The organism is Thalassospira sp., from assembly GCF_040218635.1.
GTDB lineage: Bacteria > Pseudomonadota > Alphaproteobacteria > Rhodospirillales > Thalassospiraceae > Thalassospira.
This window is the reverse complement of sequence record NZ_JAVJRB010000012.1, coordinates 605,765-622,752: the sequence shown is the minus strand read 5'-3', so window position 1 is coordinate 622,752 and position 16,988 is coordinate 605,765. Positions and strand designations below refer to the sequence as shown.

At 50.7% G+C, this 16,988-nt stretch carries 19 protein-coding genes and 1 riboswitch; of the genes, 6 read left to right on the top strand and 13 right to left on the bottom strand.

From position 1 onward, the window contains the following. Positions 1–7: 7 nt before the first annotated feature. From RIC05_RS16825 to RIC05_RS16800, 6 genes are read right to left on the bottom strand one after another with little or no spacing between them, the layout of a single operon-like run. Entirely contained in the window at positions 8–1,459 is a 1,452-nt protein-coding gene (locus tag RIC05_RS16825) for an MFS transporter (protein ID WP_350045776.1), read from the bottom strand. A 52-nt stretch (positions 1,460–1,511) separates the two neighbouring features. Beyond that, the gene (locus RIC05_RS16820) at positions 1,512–2,240 is read right to left on the bottom strand and encodes an energy-coupling factor ABC transporter ATP-binding protein (protein ID WP_350045775.1); all 729 of its coding nucleotides are present in this window, start codon (positions 2,238–2,240) and stop codon (positions 1,512–1,514) included. After that, on the bottom strand, positions 2,224–3,021 hold the full coding sequence (gene cbiQ / locus RIC05_RS16815; RefSeq protein WP_350045774.1) for a cobalt ECF transporter T component CbiQ: 798 nt from the start codon (positions 3,019–3,021) through the stop codon (positions 2,224–2,226). Before cbiQ ends, RIC05_RS16820 begins: the two co-directional genes overlap by 17 nt. Next, entirely contained in the window at positions 3,018–3,629 is a 612-nt protein-coding gene (locus RIC05_RS16810; protein ID WP_350045773.1) for a NikL family nickel/cobalt ECF transporter subunit, read from the bottom strand. Before RIC05_RS16810 ends, cbiQ begins: the two co-directional genes overlap by 4 nt. Then, positions 3,622–4,296, bottom strand: a complete 675-nt coding sequence (gene cbiM / locus RIC05_RS16805; protein ID WP_350045772.1) for a cobalt transporter CbiM — start codon at positions 4,294–4,296, stop codon at positions 3,622–3,624. Before cbiM ends, RIC05_RS16810 begins: the two co-directional genes overlap by 8 nt. A gap of 18 nt (positions 4,297–4,314) precedes the next feature. After that, positions 4,315–5,112, bottom strand: a complete 798-nt coding sequence (locus RIC05_RS16800; RefSeq protein ID WP_350045771.1) for a DUF4198 domain-containing protein — start codon at positions 5,110–5,112, stop codon at positions 4,315–4,317. Positions 5,113–5,284: 172 nt separating this feature from the next. Then, positions 5,285–5,478: riboswitch (cobalamin riboswitch) on the bottom strand. Positions 5,479–5,633: 155 nt separating this feature from the next. Between RIC05_RS16800 and RIC05_RS16795 the strand changes: the two genes are divergently transcribed. Beyond that, positions 5,634–6,176, top strand: coding sequence for a DUF924 family protein (locus tag RIC05_RS16795; RefSeq protein ID WP_350045770.1), 543 nt, complete (start codon positions 5,634–5,636; stop codon positions 6,174–6,176). A gap of 60 nt (positions 6,177–6,236) precedes the next feature. Here the strand turns inward: RIC05_RS16795 and RIC05_RS16790 are convergent, their stop codons facing one another. Both RIC05_RS16790 and yaaA read right to left on the bottom strand, forming a co-directional pair. Next, positions 6,237–7,301, bottom strand: coding sequence for a glycosyl transferase family protein (locus RIC05_RS16790; protein ID WP_350044331.1), 1,065 nt, complete (start codon positions 7,299–7,301; stop codon positions 6,237–6,239). A 25-nt stretch (positions 7,302–7,326) separates the two neighbouring features. Continuing rightward, positions 7,327–8,103, bottom strand: coding sequence for a peroxide stress protein YaaA (gene yaaA, locus RIC05_RS16785; protein ID WP_350045769.1), 777 nt, complete (start codon positions 8,101–8,103; stop codon positions 7,327–7,329). A gap of 195 nt (positions 8,104–8,298) precedes the next feature. Here yaaA and RIC05_RS16780 point away from each other — a divergent pair, with 195 nt between their 5' ends. After that, positions 8,299–8,619, top strand: a complete 321-nt coding sequence (locus RIC05_RS16780) for a peptidylprolyl isomerase (RefSeq protein ID WP_350045768.1) — start codon at positions 8,299–8,301, stop codon at positions 8,617–8,619. 90 nt (positions 8,620–8,709) lie between these two features. Here RIC05_RS16780 and RIC05_RS16775 read toward each other — a convergent pair whose 3' ends face one another. The 3 genes from RIC05_RS16775 to RIC05_RS16765 all read right to left on the bottom strand — a co-directional run bounded on the left by RIC05_RS16775 (position 8,710) and on the right by RIC05_RS16765 (position 10,429). Further along, positions 8,710–9,060 (bottom strand): DUF1491 family protein, encoded by a 351-nt coding sequence (locus RIC05_RS16775; protein ID WP_350045767.1) that lies wholly within the window; start codon positions 9,058–9,060, stop codon positions 8,710–8,712. After that, entirely contained in the window at positions 9,061–9,846 is a 786-nt protein-coding gene (locus RIC05_RS16770) for a peptidoglycan DD-metalloendopeptidase family protein (protein ID WP_350046142.1), read from the bottom strand. It lies immediately after the preceding gene. A 97-nt stretch (positions 9,847–9,943) separates the two neighbouring features. Beyond that, positions 9,944–10,429 carry a hypothetical protein gene (locus RIC05_RS16765; RefSeq protein ID WP_350040599.1) on the bottom strand — a complete coding sequence of 162 codons (486 nt, stop codon included), beginning with the start codon at positions 10,427–10,429 and terminating at the stop codon, positions 9,944–9,946. A 210-nt stretch (positions 10,430–10,639) separates the two neighbouring features. Here RIC05_RS16765 and RIC05_RS16760 point away from each other — a divergent pair, with 210 nt between their 5' ends. After that, entirely contained in the window at positions 10,640–11,317 is a 678-nt protein-coding gene (locus tag RIC05_RS16760; RefSeq protein WP_350045766.1) for a DUF599 domain-containing protein, read from the top strand. A 79-nt stretch (positions 11,318–11,396) separates the two neighbouring features. Here the strand turns inward: RIC05_RS16760 and RIC05_RS16755 are convergent, their stop codons facing one another. Next, positions 11,397–12,554 (bottom strand): MFS transporter, encoded by a 1,158-nt coding sequence (locus tag RIC05_RS16755; protein ID WP_350046141.1) that lies wholly within the window; start codon positions 12,552–12,554, stop codon positions 11,397–11,399. A gap of 406 nt (positions 12,555–12,960) precedes the next feature. Here RIC05_RS16755 and thrS point away from each other — a divergent pair, with 406 nt between their 5' ends. After that, positions 12,961–14,898: a threonine--tRNA ligase gene (gene thrS, locus RIC05_RS16750; RefSeq protein WP_350045765.1), complete on the top strand. Its 1,938-nt coding sequence runs from the start codon at positions 12,961–12,963 to the stop codon at positions 14,896–14,898. 91 nt (positions 14,899–14,989) lie between these two features. Here thrS and RIC05_RS16745 read toward each other — a convergent pair whose 3' ends face one another. Next, the gene (locus tag RIC05_RS16745) at positions 14,990–15,730 is read right to left on the bottom strand and encodes a DUF4126 domain-containing protein (protein WP_350045764.1); all 741 of its coding nucleotides are present in this window, start codon (positions 15,728–15,730) and stop codon (positions 14,990–14,992) included. A 179-nt stretch (positions 15,731–15,909) separates the two neighbouring features. Here RIC05_RS16745 and RIC05_RS16740 point away from each other — a divergent pair, with 179 nt between their 5' ends. Together RIC05_RS16740 and RIC05_RS16735 are read left to right on the top strand one after the other, a co-directional pair. Next, complete coding sequence (locus tag RIC05_RS16740) at positions 15,910–16,332, top strand: tetratricopeptide repeat protein (protein ID WP_350045763.1); 423 nt, start codon at positions 15,910–15,912, stop codon at positions 16,330–16,332. Between the two features lie 117 nt (positions 16,333–16,449). Next, positions 16,450–16,842 (top strand): hypothetical protein, encoded by a 393-nt coding sequence (locus tag RIC05_RS16735; protein WP_350045762.1) that lies wholly within the window; start codon positions 16,450–16,452, stop codon positions 16,840–16,842. The last annotated feature ends 146 nt before the right edge of the window (positions 16,843–16,988 follow it).

Here is a 16,988-nt window from a genome sequence, read left to right as displayed (position 1 = left end):
AAACAGCTCAGACCTTTTCACTATCTTCTACCGGCCATCTTGTATGATGGCTATCAATCACAAACCGATGCTTATGCTCGACCGGCGGGTGATAGTGCTGATGGCGATGATTGTGATCTCCGTGATCGTGGTTATGGTCTTTACCACTCTCTTGCGCAGGTTCCGTACCAGCCTGTCCATCATGGACATGAACATGGTGCGGATCATCATGCCCATGGGGATGGTCATGCCAAATTCCCGGATGGCTATGACGAATTTCCAGCGGGTCTTGCCGCGGCCACATGAAATGGGCAGCAATCAAACCAACAAACGCCAACCCACCTGATGCCATAAATGCATAGGAAAGCCCGGCCAAACTTCCCAACCAACCTACAATGCCATAGGCAATCAACCACCCCGCATGCGAAAGCGCGAAGTTCGCCGCAAAGAACGCTGACCGATCTCCTGCCCCGGCAGATCTTTGAACCAAACGACCACCAGGTGTTTGCGCAAATGTACTTCCGGCACCGGCAATCGCCCACAACACACCAAACGCAGCAACATGGTGCCATTCAGCACCCATTAGCACCGCACCAAACACCATTGCCATCGCCGCACTGACAATCCCCATCATCATCAGGCGCCGTTCACCAATCCTGTCAATCACACGTGGGATCAGAAAAGCTGCCAACATCGATCCGCCACCAGCGCACGCCAAAAACGCCGTCGTCATAAGTGCACTGCCGCCCAGCACCCCACGAGTCAAAACCACTGTATTGACGATGATCATCGCCCCGACACATGACACAGCAAAGTAGACGGCCAACAATCCGCGAAGCCGTGGTGTTTTCAGATACGCCACCACGCCAAATAACGTGTTGGCATAAAACCCGCTGTCCCTGTCGATCGGTGCTGCCTTGGGTAAAATGGCCGTCACAATCAAAATAGCGGACAGCACAAATGTCGCACTATTTGCCAAGAACAAACTGTCAAACGACCAAACGAAAAGGAGTCCAGCCGCCAATGCCGGACTGACAAGGTTTTCCAGATCATAGGCCAACCGGGCATACGAAAGCCCCTTGGTATATGCTTTTTCGTCTTCGAGGATTTCGGGAATGATGGCCTGAAAGACCGGCGTGAAGGCCGCTGACGCAGCATTCACAACAAACACTAAAACAAAGATCTGCCATATCTGGTCAACGAATGGCAGACACAGAACAATCACAGCCCGCAAGACATCAAGCCCAACTAACCATACCCGTCTTGGCAGCAAATTTGCCATCCCGCCTGCAACCGGTGCTATGACAAGATAGGTCACCATTTTTAGAACCAGCACAGAACCCAGAACCCGCCCCGCGTCCTCGCCGGCAAGGTCATAGGCCAGCAACGTCAAAGCAACTGTCGTCAAACCTGTCCCGATCAGGGATGTGATCTGGGCGGCAAATAAATGGCGAAAGGCTGTTATGGAAAACGGTGACATATTTGACGTCATCCGGACTGCGTTTCAGAGGTATGACTAAATGTGCGAACGATCAAAGTGAAGCAAGAGATTGCGCATGCAGTTCTGATCCATGACTGAAATTATCAGAGGTCGTAGATTTTTTCATTGCAACCTGTTTGATCTTGCCACCACGCAATTCAATTGTCCGGGTTGCCAGTTTCCGCCGGAAATGTGGATCATGAGAAATCAGGATCATGGCTTGCGGTAGTTCGAGCAAAATCTCTTCAAGCCGTTGCATGTTTTCTTCATCAAGTGCATTTGTCGGTTCATCAAGCAACAAGACATCCGGCTTCATCGCAAGAACGGCAGCAACGGACACCAACCGTTTTTCACCACCGGACAATTCGTGGGTGATGCGTTCGCGAAGGTGTTTTAGATGAAGTTGGTCAAGAACTTCATCGACAATCGCCAATGCTTCTTCACGGCTAGCCCCCAAGTTCAGCGGGCCAAATGCAATGTCTTCGACCACTGTCGGGCAGAAAAGCTGATCATCCGGGTCCTGAACAATAAACCCCACCCTACACCGCAAATCATGAAAATCTGCATCCGTGACACAAGATTTTCCGAATGCGTTTATCTCGCCGCCATGTGGCTTAATCAGACCAACAAGGATGCGCAGCAAAGTACTTTTACCTGCGCCATTCGGGCCGGTAACAAACAGGCGTTCTTGTTGATCAAGCGTCAAGCTGACACGATCAAGAACACTTTGTCCTGCCCGGTATCCATAGGAAATGTCGTTTAATTCAATAAGCGAAGACATAAGCACGATCCATCACGACAAGCATGGTTACCAGCAGGAAAAAGGCCACGGCAAGCACACCGTCGCGCGGGCGGAAAATCAAATGATCGATCATCGGGAAATGGCCACTAAAACCGCGACATTTCATGGCTTCAAGCACACGTTCAGCACGTTCTAGCGACCGCACCAGCAACATGCCAAACAAATACCCGAACGAACGATAGGTATGAATTGTATTACGCGCCTTAAACCCGCGCAGCTTCATTGCCATACGCAACCGATGATATTCGTCATGCAGAACTGAAATGTAGCGCACCGTAAACATCATCAAATGCACAAGAGCTGCCGGGCAACGTAGCCGATACAACGTATGGCCCAATGCCACTGGTGTCAGGCCCGAAAGCAGGCTTAGCATCATCAGCACAACAGCATTGGCCCGAATGCCGATCAGAATGGCGTGATGAAGCCCCTCTTGGCTGGCATCCGCTCCGAAAATCGAAAACATCGGTGTTCCGGGCGTTGTAAAGGGCAACATCACCAGCATGACAATGATAAAGCCATCCATCGCCGCCATGCGCTTTAACGTCAAACGCAGCGGAAGATCGGTCAAAAACACGGTGCAGATGGCCAGCGCAAAAGCACCCAGCGCAAATTCAAGCTGATGAAGGCTTACCACCATGATGGCAAACAGGCCTGCTGCAACCACGCGCACACGCGGATCAAATGATCCGACAAAGGATGAAGCGTGATCGCCACTTCCCTGTACGCTTAATGGTTGGTCATGCCCGAATAGATGGCTCATGGTTTGGTTGCTTTGGCTCTCAAACGTCGTGCGGCAATGTAATACGCGATCCCGAAGAACCCGAATATATAGCCAATACCCCCAAGAATCGATTGAAGATCGTTCTTTTCTTTATAGGCCGTGATTTCACGGCGAAGCGGCCGCAATTCGTCCCGAACAATTGCTGCGATCAGTTCTTCCTGTTCTTGCGAAACCGCTTTGTTGCCACTGCTATTTCCATTGGTCGCCACAGCAGCCTGAGCACTACTACTCGAAGATTGCGGTACACTTTCGTCAAGCGTGTCTAAGTTCGAAAGATCAGCAATGGCAAATGTCGTCTCGGCCACATGCCCCGCCCCAAGATCAGCACGAAACACCAAATCGATCTTCTGATGTGGCGTGTAAACGAAAAAGCCGTCTGCATCGGTTTTGACTTCATCGATTTTATTGCCCTGAGGATCAAAAACCTCGACCAGCGTATCTGCGGCCATGTCGCCGTTGGAAAAACCAATCTCGCCTTCGACGCTTGAACCACTTGGAAAGACCGACGCAATGACCTTGTGGGCATGCGCATGCCCTGCCCCAAGCACCAGCCCGGCCAGAAGGACACTTGCAAACAACCTAGCCATTATTGACCTCGCTTGCCCGCTTTGCACCTGCAGTCGAGGTTGCCAATGTGAATTCCGACGTTTGATCAGCAGGCATCAGTAGTTCCGGTTTTACCTTGACGATCAAATAGACCGCAGCTGCCGAAATCAGGCCTTCGACAATCATGACCGGGATATGGGCAAAGAATACAAGTTTGGCAGCAGGAATAAACGCATCACCGCTTAGCATCAGTGAAATCGCCACAAACAGCGTGGTTAACGCGATCGAAGATGCTCCGGCCAAACCACCCCAAATAGCAGCCCCTGCCGGATTGCTGCGCGCCACCATCGAACGGAATACAAAACCGGCAATCACCGCCGGAAAGGCAATGTTGACCGTATTGACGCCAAGCACGGTAAGGCCACCAAACCCGAAGAATATTGCCTGCAACAGCAAGCCAACAAACAAGGCAGGAAATGCAGTCCAGCCAAGAACAAGCCCGGCCAGACCGCTCATGATCAAATGCACACTCGATGGACCGACAGGCACATGAATAAGCGAAGCAACAAAGAACGTTGCCGACAAGACCCCGGTCGCCGGGATCTTGTCGATTGGCAGTTTTCGCAAGCCCAGGCCAAGCCCGGCAACTGCAAGAACTCCACCACCAATTAAAACCTCAGGAGCCAGCGCCCCATCGACGATATGCATTTATCTTTGTCCCTAAGCCTATTTCACATCATAGGCGCGAACCCACAGGACAGCATCCTGTGAAAGCTCTTTTCCCTGAAATTCTTTATCAGGGCCACTGCCAAGTGCGGCAAATCCCCAAAATCCTGCTTTGGGAATTCCAAAAGTGAAATAACCGTTTTCATCGGAAATTGCGACAATTGCACCACCGGGCATCGGAGATGCCGTCGGTGTTTTTGGTGAATTGGTCGCCATATCCGGCTCAGCCGCCATGAATTCAATTTCGACTTCGATACCCGCAGCAGGTTTTCCTTCGCTTAACACCCGCCCGGTAAAGGTTGATCCCGCAACGATATTCGTCGGTCGGTTAAGGGGCAGAATTTCGGTTTTAAGCCCCTGAGATTCCATCCAATCGGTTGGAATCTCATTGCGGTTCACATAGGACTTTGTCAGCTGCTGAATATAAAGATCTTCGCTTTCTTCATAATACGGTGCTGGTACGACAACCATGACATAATCGCCACTTCGCTTAAGCGTGAGTGTCCCGTCATATGCGGCAGCCGAGTTCTCGGATCCAGTAAAAGTAATCGGGGAAAGCGTTGATTTTAAATCAATCTTTTCACCGCGATGAACCGCGTAGAATTCAAGCGGTTCACCCATATCCATGACATGCCCGTTTTCAAACGGGTGCCAGAAAATCAGTTTAACCGGTTGATCACCCGGTTTTGTGACATTGACTTCTGGCGTATAGACCAACTGAAAATGTGCCTGCACAGGCAAAGAAGTCATTAAAAGACAGGCACTTGCGACAGCAAGCCTGTTTACGGTCTTCAACATATAATCGTCTCTTTCGCAAACGATGTACGCATAGCAAAAGCCCAACGCACAGGGTTAGGATAAAGAACGATAGGATGGCTGGAAGCAAGATACAGGCATCAGTTTCGAGACCGCATTTTCCCCTGCAACCTGACGCTCACCCCGGCGTCCAACAGCTCAGTACCAAGCAAACAGCGCTTGGTAGTCAAAGGCAGGTCTCCTGGCTCACGGTTTCAAAAGCATTACGCCTTCCCGGTTTGCACCAGTGGCATGTGTAACGCTCGGACCGCTTACAGTTGCGGGGGCAGCCATGGCATTGTCAAAAACGCACCATGTTCCCTTTTAAGTCGATCCATACGGATCAACACCAAAGACAGCTTCATATTCCATGTACGGTGAAGTCCTGTCAACTCCTAGCAAAGGTCGATGACAATTATCTTTTCGCAGCCGTGACTTGACCTGTTAGGCACTCAGGGCAAATATCATGACCAACAAACTTACCAAGCATTGAATACTTATAATTTTATTGGGTGGAAACAATTATGACCCCGGAAACAGTTTTGGTCTTCTGGTTCAAGGAGCTTGAACAGAAACAGTGGTTTATCAAGGATCTGACCCTTGACCGTCACATCATTGAACGATTTTCGGATTTTCATACCGCGGCCAGCCTTGGTGAACTTTATCAATGGCGAAAAACAGCCCATGGCCGTCTTGCCGAAATCATTGTTCTTGATCAGTTTTCGCGCAATATGTTCCGCGATCAGCCACAATCTTTTGCCTCTGATCCAATGGCGCTTGTTCTTGCCCAAGAGGCCGTCGCACTTGGCCTTGATAAAAAGCTGACAACCCCGGACGAACGGTCGTTTTTGTATATGCCCTATATGCATTCGGAATCAGAACTGATCCACGAGGTTGCCATTGATTTATTTGCCCAACCGGGACTGGATAACAATTACGATTTTGAAGTTAAACATAAGAAAATCATTGATCGATTTGGTCGCTATCCGCACCGCAATGATATCCTTGGGCGTACAAGTACAGCCGACGAAATCGCATTTCTAAAAGAACCCGGATCATCATTCTAGAATGCAAAAAGGGACGGATACCCGTCCCTTTTTGGTTAATTCCGGTTGGTTTAGAATGTGTTAGCCAACATTCTTGTCGCGTTTGTCCCACCACTCTTGAACAAGGCTTTCCGCCTCATCCATATAGTCGGCTTTGCCCGCAAGGAACGCCCCCATGGCGGCACTGCCCTTAATGCGGGCCTCTGCCGGGGCATCTTCGACATCACCGCGCCAGACGGCAAGGAAATGCTTAAGCGATACCGGGCTTTGATCATCAAGATCTTTCTCGCTTTTGGACAGCAATGCGGGCCAACGGACATCGCATAACTCACCATTATCAAGCATTCGAAGATCAACATGCTTGAACGGGGTACGCTCCGCCTCGCCGCCACCGCCCTTGATCACGCCAATACGTGGCAATGCCAACAGTTTTCCGGTTTCGCGATGAACATCCAAGAATGCCGGGTGAAACACCCCCAGAAACGCCGCACGCGCCTGTAGTGGATTAAGCAACCGTAACAAGGTGTTGACGGGACTGCGCAATCCCAAAAGCGATCGCAGACCAATCAGTTCCTGCAATTTCGGATGCATATGACGCAGCGGAAGATAAGCAAACCCCTTGGCCGCAATATCCGAGCGGGCTTCTTCAGCTGACATGGCAACCGACAGCTTTAAAGCTTTGACTGCGGCTTCTGTTCCGACCCCGTTTACAAGGTGGGAATTATACCCGTGCATCAAAACCGGCACGCCGTTTTGTGACAGCAGGTGAGCAGACAACACGAACCATGGCAGGCCGCGCGTACGCCCCGCCGCATAGGATGGCCAATCAAGCATTGGCTGACCATTTATTTCACCATCGGCATTATCATCGGGATCAAGGCGGGCCGCTTTGCGCACGGCCTCAATCATGCCGGCCAGTTCATCTGGCGTTTCAGCCCGATAGCGCAGCATCAGCAAGAACGCGCCAAGCTGGATCGGCTCGACCTCATCGCGCAGAATCATGGAGAAAGCATCGAATGCTTCTTCACGTGTCAGACTGCGTGAACGGCCGGGCCCCCGGAAGAAAGTCCGCAAATAACCCGAAAACGGATGTGATTCGGGTAAATGGCTTTCTTCCTCGAGCTGTTCAAGGTGCTCGTCGGTCATCAGATTTCACCGATTATAGTTGTCATTACTGGTCGTGGACGCGGGTAAAGACCCACTCCGTCTCGGTCGAAAGATCATCCTGATAGCAATAGCCATCCTTGGCGAACTTCTTCAGATCTTGCGGATTATCAAGACGGTTATCAATCATGTAACGCGCCATCATGCCACGTGCACGCTTGGCTGAGAACCCAACAACCTTGGCCGCACCACCTTTGACCTCTTTAAAGACCGGTGTAATCACCGAACCAGTCAGAAGGTTGGTTCTGACCGATTTAAAATACTCATGCGATGCCAGATTGATCAGGCTGCGGTCCTTGTGGCCGTCGGTCAAGCTGTTGATTTCTTCGGCAATTTTATCGCCCCAGAAAGCATAAAGGTCCTTACCGCGCGGATTAGAAAGGCGCGTTCCCATTTCAAGCCGGTATGGCTGCATCAAATCACGTGGCTTTAACAAGCCATACAAGCCAGACAGCATACGGAAATGGTTTTCCGCCCAATCAATGTCTGTGGCTTTCATCGTATCCGCATCAAGGCCGATATAGGTGTCACCCCGAAAGGCAAAAATAGCTGGTTTCGCATTGGTACGATCAAAAGGCCGTGAAAAATGCTGAAAGCGCTGATAGTTCAGGTCGGCAAGATTTTCGCTAATGCCCATCAGTTTCATCAAATCGCCGCGGCTTTTTTTCCGCGCAACTTCAATAAGTTCTTCGGTGTCGTCCAAAAATCCGGGTTGGGAAACGGCCATTTCCGGCACATCCGTTTCGAAATCCAGCTTCTTGGCCGGGGACACAACAGCAAGCATCAATCTGCCTCTTCTCTTTCATCTCGGGTCAATTTGTCGTAACAAGCCACAAGGCATGGCTAATGTCTAGGGCCCAAGCCCATGTACAGGAGTATACGGCTGTACATGGATTTGGACCCTTGGCGTTAACCATAAACTTCTAATCTTGCAGAAAATCCGTCATATGCAAGTCATTGACGGAAGAAAGGACCAGTTATGAGTGAACAAGTTCGCGCGTCGCACATTCTTTTGATGTATGCCGGTTCGGCACGGTCGACCGCTACACGCACCAAAGAAGAAGCATTGGCCCAAATCAATGCGCTTAAAGAACAAGTCGCAAACGGTTCGGATTTCGCTGATCTGGCGAAAGCAAACTCTGATTGCCCGTCCGGCCAGCAGGGCGGCGATCTTGGTATGTTCGGCCGCGGCATGATGGTCCCTGAATTCGATGCTGCTGCATTCAGCATGGAAGTCGGCGCGACCTCTGACGTGGTTGAAACCGATTTCGGTTACCACTTGCTTCAGCGCACCGCGTAATTTCGCGCACTTCGCTAAAACATTTAAAGGCTGGCGCATCTTTGCCAGCCTTTTTCTTTTGCCACACTCTACCAATGCAATGCTGCGGCTTTAGAAATCGACAATCGCCGCATCCAGTTCATATTGGCCTTTATGGTCTTCGACCTCTAAAACCCAAACATCACGATCAAAGCCGATCTGTTTGCGCCAATATTCATCGCAGGCAAGTTCAGTCTTCCGGCCACCCTCGGGACCACCTGCAACCAACATCCATCCAAGTTCGCCATCAAGGGTCGTGACACGTGAATAGACGAAACATCCCGCATTAAAACGGTTTAGTTTAAGCAGCACAGCACCTGCGTCTTCGTTGCCCTTATGGGCGACCATCGCGGTAATCAAGGACGATTGGCAAATCGCAATCTGACCACGTACCCAAAGACCGGCTTTTAGTCGCGGCTGCATCTATACACCTTCTCGCGTGGCAGTAACGTTTTCAGGCATCTGCAAGATCATGTTCGGGTCTGGACAAATGCTTGCCCACAAATCCCATTCTGATGGTTTAGCCGCCCCGAAATAGTCTCCTTCCCGGCCCAGCATATCGAAGATAATCTGAAAGTGCAGATGCGGTATCCAATCACCGTTAATCGGAAAATCGCCAAATCGGCAAAGCATGTCGCCTGCGGCAACTTCCTTACCCTTATAAAGTCCATCAAGCGATTCGCGGCTTAGATGACCATAAAGGGTATAGAACCGCACACCTAGCGCCGGATCATGCTGCAAAATGATCGTCGGACCGTAATCAAGGTGAAGATTGTTGTCGGCAAAACTGTGAACCACGCCATCTAGTGGTACAAAAACCGGCGTAAAGGCAGGGGCGAACAAATCGATGCCAAGATGCTGGCTACGGGCTTCGCCGTCATTCTTGAACTGTTCGGACTGATAACAAATGCGGTCTTCGCGGTATCGCCCGACGCCAACGGGCGCACGCACAGCAGCAAGTTGTTGCCACATAATATCGGTTTGACGTGCAGGGTCGCTTGTCCCGCCAATTACGACATCCCCATTTGCCGAAAAGTCATAAACAATCTTCGGGCAAGATTTCAGATCATATTCCATCACCGAGTGGAATGTGTCAGCATGATCAGTGATCCACTGGCGGAGCTTTTCTGCTTCAGGCATCGGCTCCTGACCATCTGCCAGACGTTTCAAATAGGATTGCAGACGCTTGGTCGCATTAAGAGGCATCATGGCGGTCACGGTGGTGGCTCCGAAACAGAAAAAAGGCAGGGACTGAATGCCCTGCCTTTTGCCTACATGATAATCTGCCTCAACGGCAAGCTTTGGCTTACCAGTTGGTTACTTCATATTCACACGACACGTCATCATCATCCGTATCGGTCAGTGCAACCGTCAGGCGGCGCATCTGTGGATTGAAGCGTTTGATGAAGTTCAAAAGCAGAAGCGACTCTTCGGAAAGTTCGCCCGCATCATCGTCGTCTTCATCAAGTTCGCACAACTCAACCAGTTCAAGGAACAAAGCACCAAGGGCACGTTTAACGTCTTCGCCGCCCTTCAGGCCACCGGTCAGTTCACCCAATGGCGAAAGATCGATTTCCAACTTGCGCAGGTTCTTGCTCATCTGATCGATAGCATCTTCATCAAGCACCATTTCAGCGGCAATCATATGCGTGCCAACTTCGTTGATGTTCATGAAGCCGATAAATTCAAACAGGTCGTCCTTGGTCCGACCTTCTTCAAGCAGCTTTTCAGTGTGGGCTTCGAATTCAGCGAAATCGATGTCTTCGCCAAGATCGTTCTCAAGTTCGCTCATGTCGCTCTCCAATGAAAATTTGCGCTGCTGATACTCTGGATTGCGCGAAAACTCAACCCGAACTGGCAATATGACGATCAGCTATGCACGTTCCACATTCCGCCGATATGGGGCTTTGCAAAGAAGATTGCGAAGAATAGCGCAATGTCAGTAGGATATAAACAATTCACAAGCTTTCAAAAGCATCCCCTATTACGTATGGACCAAGCAATGCCCGCATTTACCATCCTTGATATAGTTGCCATTTGTTGGGCATTCAGCTGGTGGGTTGGCTATACGATCTTTGCCGATGCCGGGCCAAGACGGCGCAATTCGATTTCAGCCCATATGGCGCGCAATCGCCATCGCTGGATGGAACAGATGCTTAAACGCGATATTCGGATGGTTGATACATCAATTGCCAGCAACCTGATCACCGGCATCAGCTTTTTCTCATCAACCACCATTCTGGTTCTGATCGGTCTGGTCGCTTTGCTGGGTTATACGCAAAAGGCAATTGAAACCGTATCTGCCCTGCCCTTTGCTGCGGTGACGACGCCAGCTGTCTGGGAATGCAAAGTGGTGTTACTTGTGATCATCTTTATCTATGCATTCTTTAAGTTCACATGGGCATTTCGGCTGTCGAACTATTGTTCGATTCTGATCGGTGCAGCACCTGACCAACATGAACCCGATGCCCCGCGCGCAGCAGCCCGCGCGTCACGCATGAGCATGATGTCCGCCCATAACTTCAATCGCGGCATTCGGGCCTACTTTTTTGCCCTGTCGGCACTGGCATGGTTCTATCATCCGGTGGCCTTCATCATGTGTGCAGCATGGGTAACGTTGGTTCTTTACAACCGGGAATTCCGATCCCACGCGCTTGATATCCTAAGCGGCCATCATTGATCGCAACACGTGCAGCACGCCAAAACAAACGAAGGGTCGCAAAAGCGACCCTTTGTTTCATCCATATCAATGCTGCATATCAGACAGGCTGCACTTTCCGACGGATGGCATAGCCCGCAACGATCACGAAAACCAAGCCAACGGGCAACGCTGCACTGTAAAGCAACGTTCCCCAGCCTGAACCGGCATAGATCGTGCCCGCAGACAAAGAAGCAACTGCAACCGTTCCAAAGACCGTAAATTCGTTGATGGCCTGTACGCGTGCTTGTTCGGATGAGCGATAATTCTCCGTCAGGAAGGTCGTTGCCCCGACAAACATAAAGTTCCAGGCAATGCCAAGCAGCACCAATGATACCCAGAAATTGGCCATAAGGTCCTGTCCTGAAAGAGCAACGGCCAAACAGACAAAGTTAATCAAGGCACCCAGCTGAATGATCTTAAGCGCCCCGAACCGCTTGATCAGATTTCCTGTGAAGAAACCCGGCGCATACATCCCGACGACATGCCATTGAATGATAAAGGCAGCATCGCCAAACGCGTAGTCACAATCCAAAATCGCCAAAGGCGTTGCGGTCATAACAAAACTCATGACCGCATATCCCAATGCCCCGGCAACAATCGCGACAATAACAGCGGGTTGTCCAAGAACCGTTTTTAAGGGTCGCGCCGGTTCCGCATGTTTGTGGCCGCGCATATCGGGAAGTCGCAACTGCCCGATGGCGATTACAAGCAGGAACTGCAATCCGATCAAAGCCACAAACGTTCCAAGGAATGGCACCGTATCAAACCAGTCACGGGCAAAGCTTGCCAGATTTGGCCCGATAAAGGCGGAAGCCAGCCCACCGAGCATCGTATAGGAAATGGCGCGTGCCCGAAATTCCGGCGGTGCGGCTTCTGCCGCGGCAAACCGGTATTGCATGGCAATGGCGTTGCCCGCCCCGATACAGGCACAGGCAATACAGAGAAACCAGAAATTGCCATAGTAAACCGCACCCATACCCGACACGGCACCAAACATCGCAATAACAGCCCCCATCCAGAAACCGAACTTGCGCCCAAACCTGGCCATGACGACGGCTGAAGGTGCGGTCATTGCCATCATTGCAATCATCATGAAGGCGACAGGAAGTGTAGAAAGCGACTTATCCGTTGCCAAAGAATAGCCGATGACGGCCGCTACAGTAAAAATCAAAGACATAGCACTGGCTGACAGTGCAACACATAAGCTCAAGAACATTATGTTCCGGCGAACTTCCGGACTGGACATTTGGGGCTCCCGGTTTTGGCGATGGTGGCGCCTGTTATGAGATACTTTCACACGGGGCAAAGTGCTTCATGCGCGACCATTCATTGGAATGGCTTGTGGCTTGCCCTGTGCGTTTCACCTGTTATATTGGCTCATCAGTAAACGGGATAGTATCAATGCACGGCTTTGCCGATAAAATATTGACCTGCACTTCAACCTCTGTGCGCCAAAATGGCTGTACGGGGTTTTCTGCAGTCCCGATAATCGCTTTTTTCGAAGAGCGAACTTGACCTCATCCTGAAATTCCTTTTCTTGTGCATTTCCTCCGCGTAAACATGCGGGTCCAAGATGTGCGCTACTGAATTATGTCCGCAGATAAAACAGAGTTGAGCCAACCATGATTGCCCTGACCCTTCCCGATGGCGCCGTACGCGAATTCGACGGCCCTGTTTCGGGTTTTGATGTCGCCAAAAGCATCAGTTCTTCACTGGCGAAGAAATCCTTTGCCATCATCGTCAACGGTGAAGTGCGCGATCTCGCGCGTGAAATAGATACTGACGCGGCCATCGAAATCGTGACCAAAGGGCATGCAGAGGTTCTGCCGCTGATCCGTCACGACTGTGCGCACGTTATGGCCGAAGCCGTGCAGGAACTTTATCCTGACACGCAGGTCACCATTGGCCCGTCGATTGAAAACGGCTTCTATTACGATTTCGCACGTAAAACCCCGTTCACGCCCGACGATCTGGTCAAGATCGAAAAGCAGATGCACAAGATCGTCGAACGGAACGAGCCAATTGTCCGTGAAGTTTGGGATCGTAACGAAGCGATCAAATTCTTCCTCGACAAAGGCGAAGGTTACAAAGCCGAAATCATTCGCGACCTGCCGGAAACTGAAACCATTACCTGCTATCGTCAGGGTGATTTCATCGATCTCTGCCGTGGACCGCACGCACCGTCGACCGGCAAGATCGGTAAGGCGTTCAAACTCATGAAGGTCGCGGGTGCCTATTGGCGCGGCAACTCGGATAACGAGATGCTGCAGCGTATCTATGGCACCTGCTGGGAAAGCAAAGAAGAGCTTGATGCATATTTGCACATGCTCGAAGAAGCCGAAAAACGTGACCATCGCCGCCTTGGCCGCGAAATGGACCTTTTCCACATGCAGGAAGAAGCCCAAGGATCGGTCTTCTGGCATGACAAGGGTCTGAAGCTGTATCGCAAGGTCGAAACCTATATCCGTGATCGTCTTGACGCTGCCGGATATCAGGAAGTGCGTACCCCGCAGCTTGTTGATCGCGTGCTGTGGGAAAAATCAGGTCACTGGGAAAAGTTCCGCGAGAACATGTTCACCACCACTCCGGACGAAGATGATCCTGAGAAGGTTCTTGCGCTTAAGCCGATGAACTGCCCGTGCCATGTGCAGATTTTCCGTCTTGGCAGCAAATCATATCGCGATTTGCCGTTACGTATGGCTGAATTTGGTTGCTGTCACCGTAATGAACCGTCCGGCGGCCTGCATGGCATCATGCGTGTCCGTCAGTTCATTCAGGATGATGCCCATATCTTCTGTACCGAAGATCAAATTGTCTCGGAAACCAAGATTTTCTGTGACCTGCTGAAATCGGTTTACAAAGATTTCGGCTTTACCGACATCCTCGTCAAATTCTCTGACCGCCCGGAAGTCCGTGCCGGTGCCGATGAGATTTGGGACAAGGCAGAAACGGCCCTTCGCGAAGCAGCAGAAGAAGCTGGCCTTAAACTTGAAATCAATCCGGGTGAAGGTGCGTTTTACGGTCCGAAGCTTGAATTCGTCCTGCGTGATGCAATTGGTCGTGATTGGCAGTGCGGAACACTTCAGGCTGACTTCGTTCTGCCAGAACGTCTTGATGCAACCTATATGGGCGAAGATGGTGAAAAACATCGCCCGGTTATGTTGCACCGTGCGATCCTTGGATCCCTCGAACGCTTTATCGGCATCTTGATCGAAAACTATGCCGGCCGCCTGCCCTTGTGGCTGTCGCCGGTTCATGCGGTGATCTGCACAATTACCAATGAAGCAGATGAATACGCACATGAAGTCAAGGCAGCACTTGCTGCCAGGGGGCTAAATGTCGAAGTCGACACCCGCAATGAAAAGATCAACTACAAAGTCCGTGAACACAGCCACGCAAAGATCCCGTTGATCCTTGCCCTTGGCAAACGTGAAGCCGAAGAAAAAACCGCATCGGTTCGCCGCATTGGGTTCAAACACCAGAAAACCTTTGGCATCGAAGAACTTGCTGAAGCAATGGCTGCTGAAATCCGTGATCGCGTGATCGAAGCTGATTTCTGATGTGACCTGACAAGGTTCGCTCAACCATTAAAAAGCCCGCAAGCCAAATACTTGCGGGCTTTTACTTTTCTGTTTTGATCATTTTCCCGATTTAGTGCGGTGGTAGTTTCGGGCCACTTTCCGAACTGTTGGGCGGCAACTTTGTCGCGTCGCTTGCCCCCGAAAGATCGAGCCTGCCAAAACCACCCATATTAGGGCCAGTTTGTTGGGCCTTGGCATGCCCATAAGCCGCGGTCGGATGGCGGGCGTTGCCAAACACCTGTCCAATGAACCGCCAAATTTTTGGCACCAGCCAGATCAATAAAAGCACAAACACGGCGAAAAGAACAAAGAACACGACCGGGTGAAACGCGACCGTGTAAAGGGCTCCAAAAACAGCAACGTCTTCCGTAACCGACGCGATTGTATTGCTTACAGGTTCTGGGGATGTATTGATCGCAGCCCGGCTACCGGCCTTGGTGAAGTGGCTGCCCGCAGCAATTGTACCACCGACCAAGAGACTAATCGCAGTCTGAAGCCCTTCACCCATACCCGCGTCCAAACCGCTCATGGCACCTGCTGCCAAAAGCGCACCTGCAGGAATGCGAATGAATGTGTGGATTGCATCCCACACGCTGTCGACGATCGGGATTTTGTCCGCAACGAATTCAATCAGGTATAAAAATATTGCAAGTGCCAGAACCCACCAACTGGCAAGAATTTGCAAATCGGGCGGCAAATCAATCAGGCCGAAATTATCCATCATGCCCAGAACGACCACCGTCCCGTACAGGTTGACACCACTGGCCCATGCGCCCCCCATACTCAGTGCAAGTGTCTCAACTACGCCCAACGAAAATGCCCTTTCAATGACATATTTTTCACCAACAAGTGACTGGGAAAAATGTATAATTGTGATAGATCACAAGTCTGGAGCGTCCCAACGCACGTATTGATCCTATGTGATGATCAACGAAAGGTACGACGATGAACCGCAATGGCGAAACCCCAAAAATGATCGCGGCGTGTGCGATGCTGATGATTCTTGCAAGTTCCTTGACCGCGACCAACGCATTGGCGATGGGAAGTTCCAATACCTGGAGCGAAGGCGGGACTGATCTTTCTGCTGTTTCCGAACTGGTCGATACCGGCATGTATGACATGGCGATTGATAAGATCGAAACCATGTTGAAAGACGATCCAGACAATGCGGATCTGTTTAACTACCTTGCCTATAGCCAACGCAAACTGGGCGATTTTGACAGTGCTGCTCAGAACTATGAGCGCGCACTGATGATTAATCCTGAACATGTCGGCGCTCTTGAGTATCAGGGCGAGCTGTTCTTACAGACCGGAAAACCGGAAATGGCACAGGAAAACCTGGCACGCCTCGAACAGGTTTGCGGCATGGACTGCGCTGAATACAAAGAACTTTCGGGAAAAATCGCCAACTGATGACCCGTTGATCATCGCATGATCGCAAAAATATTGCCGCCCATTCGTAAGAATAGGTTTGTATTTCATCTCTGAAATGCCATATGTCGCTACGTGGCAAGCATTGAAGGAAGAGCAATGTCAGACGCGATCATGCGAAAAAGCTACACAGTCATCTGTGTCCGCACGACAGGTCAGCAAATGGAACTTGAAACCGTTTCTGATTATGCCGCCGCGATCAACTCTGCCAAAGAAGCCCTGACCAACAAGAGCAATACCGAAGTGCGTGTTGTCGAAAGTAAATACGATCAAGCCACGCGCAAGGACAAGAAACAAGTCGTCAAAATCCTGACCGCAGAGAACACTGGCGGCAAAAGCGGCGCGACAACAGGGTCGCGTGCAAACAAAAACGGCCCCTCCGTTACGCGCGAAGTTGCCAAGCAAGCCAGTAAAAGCATCATCAATATCGTTATTGCTCTTACCGTATTGATCCTTCTCGCAGGCTTGATCATTCCCCTGATGTCGCGTTAATCAGGCACATCTCCGCCCTTCCCCATTGACCGACACGGCATGCCCTACATTCTGGGAAATCTGTATATCCACCTGATTTTATTGCCCACTTGATAACGACGGTAACATTTGTAACTGTTGTTTTTACCCGTTGGTATAGATATAAC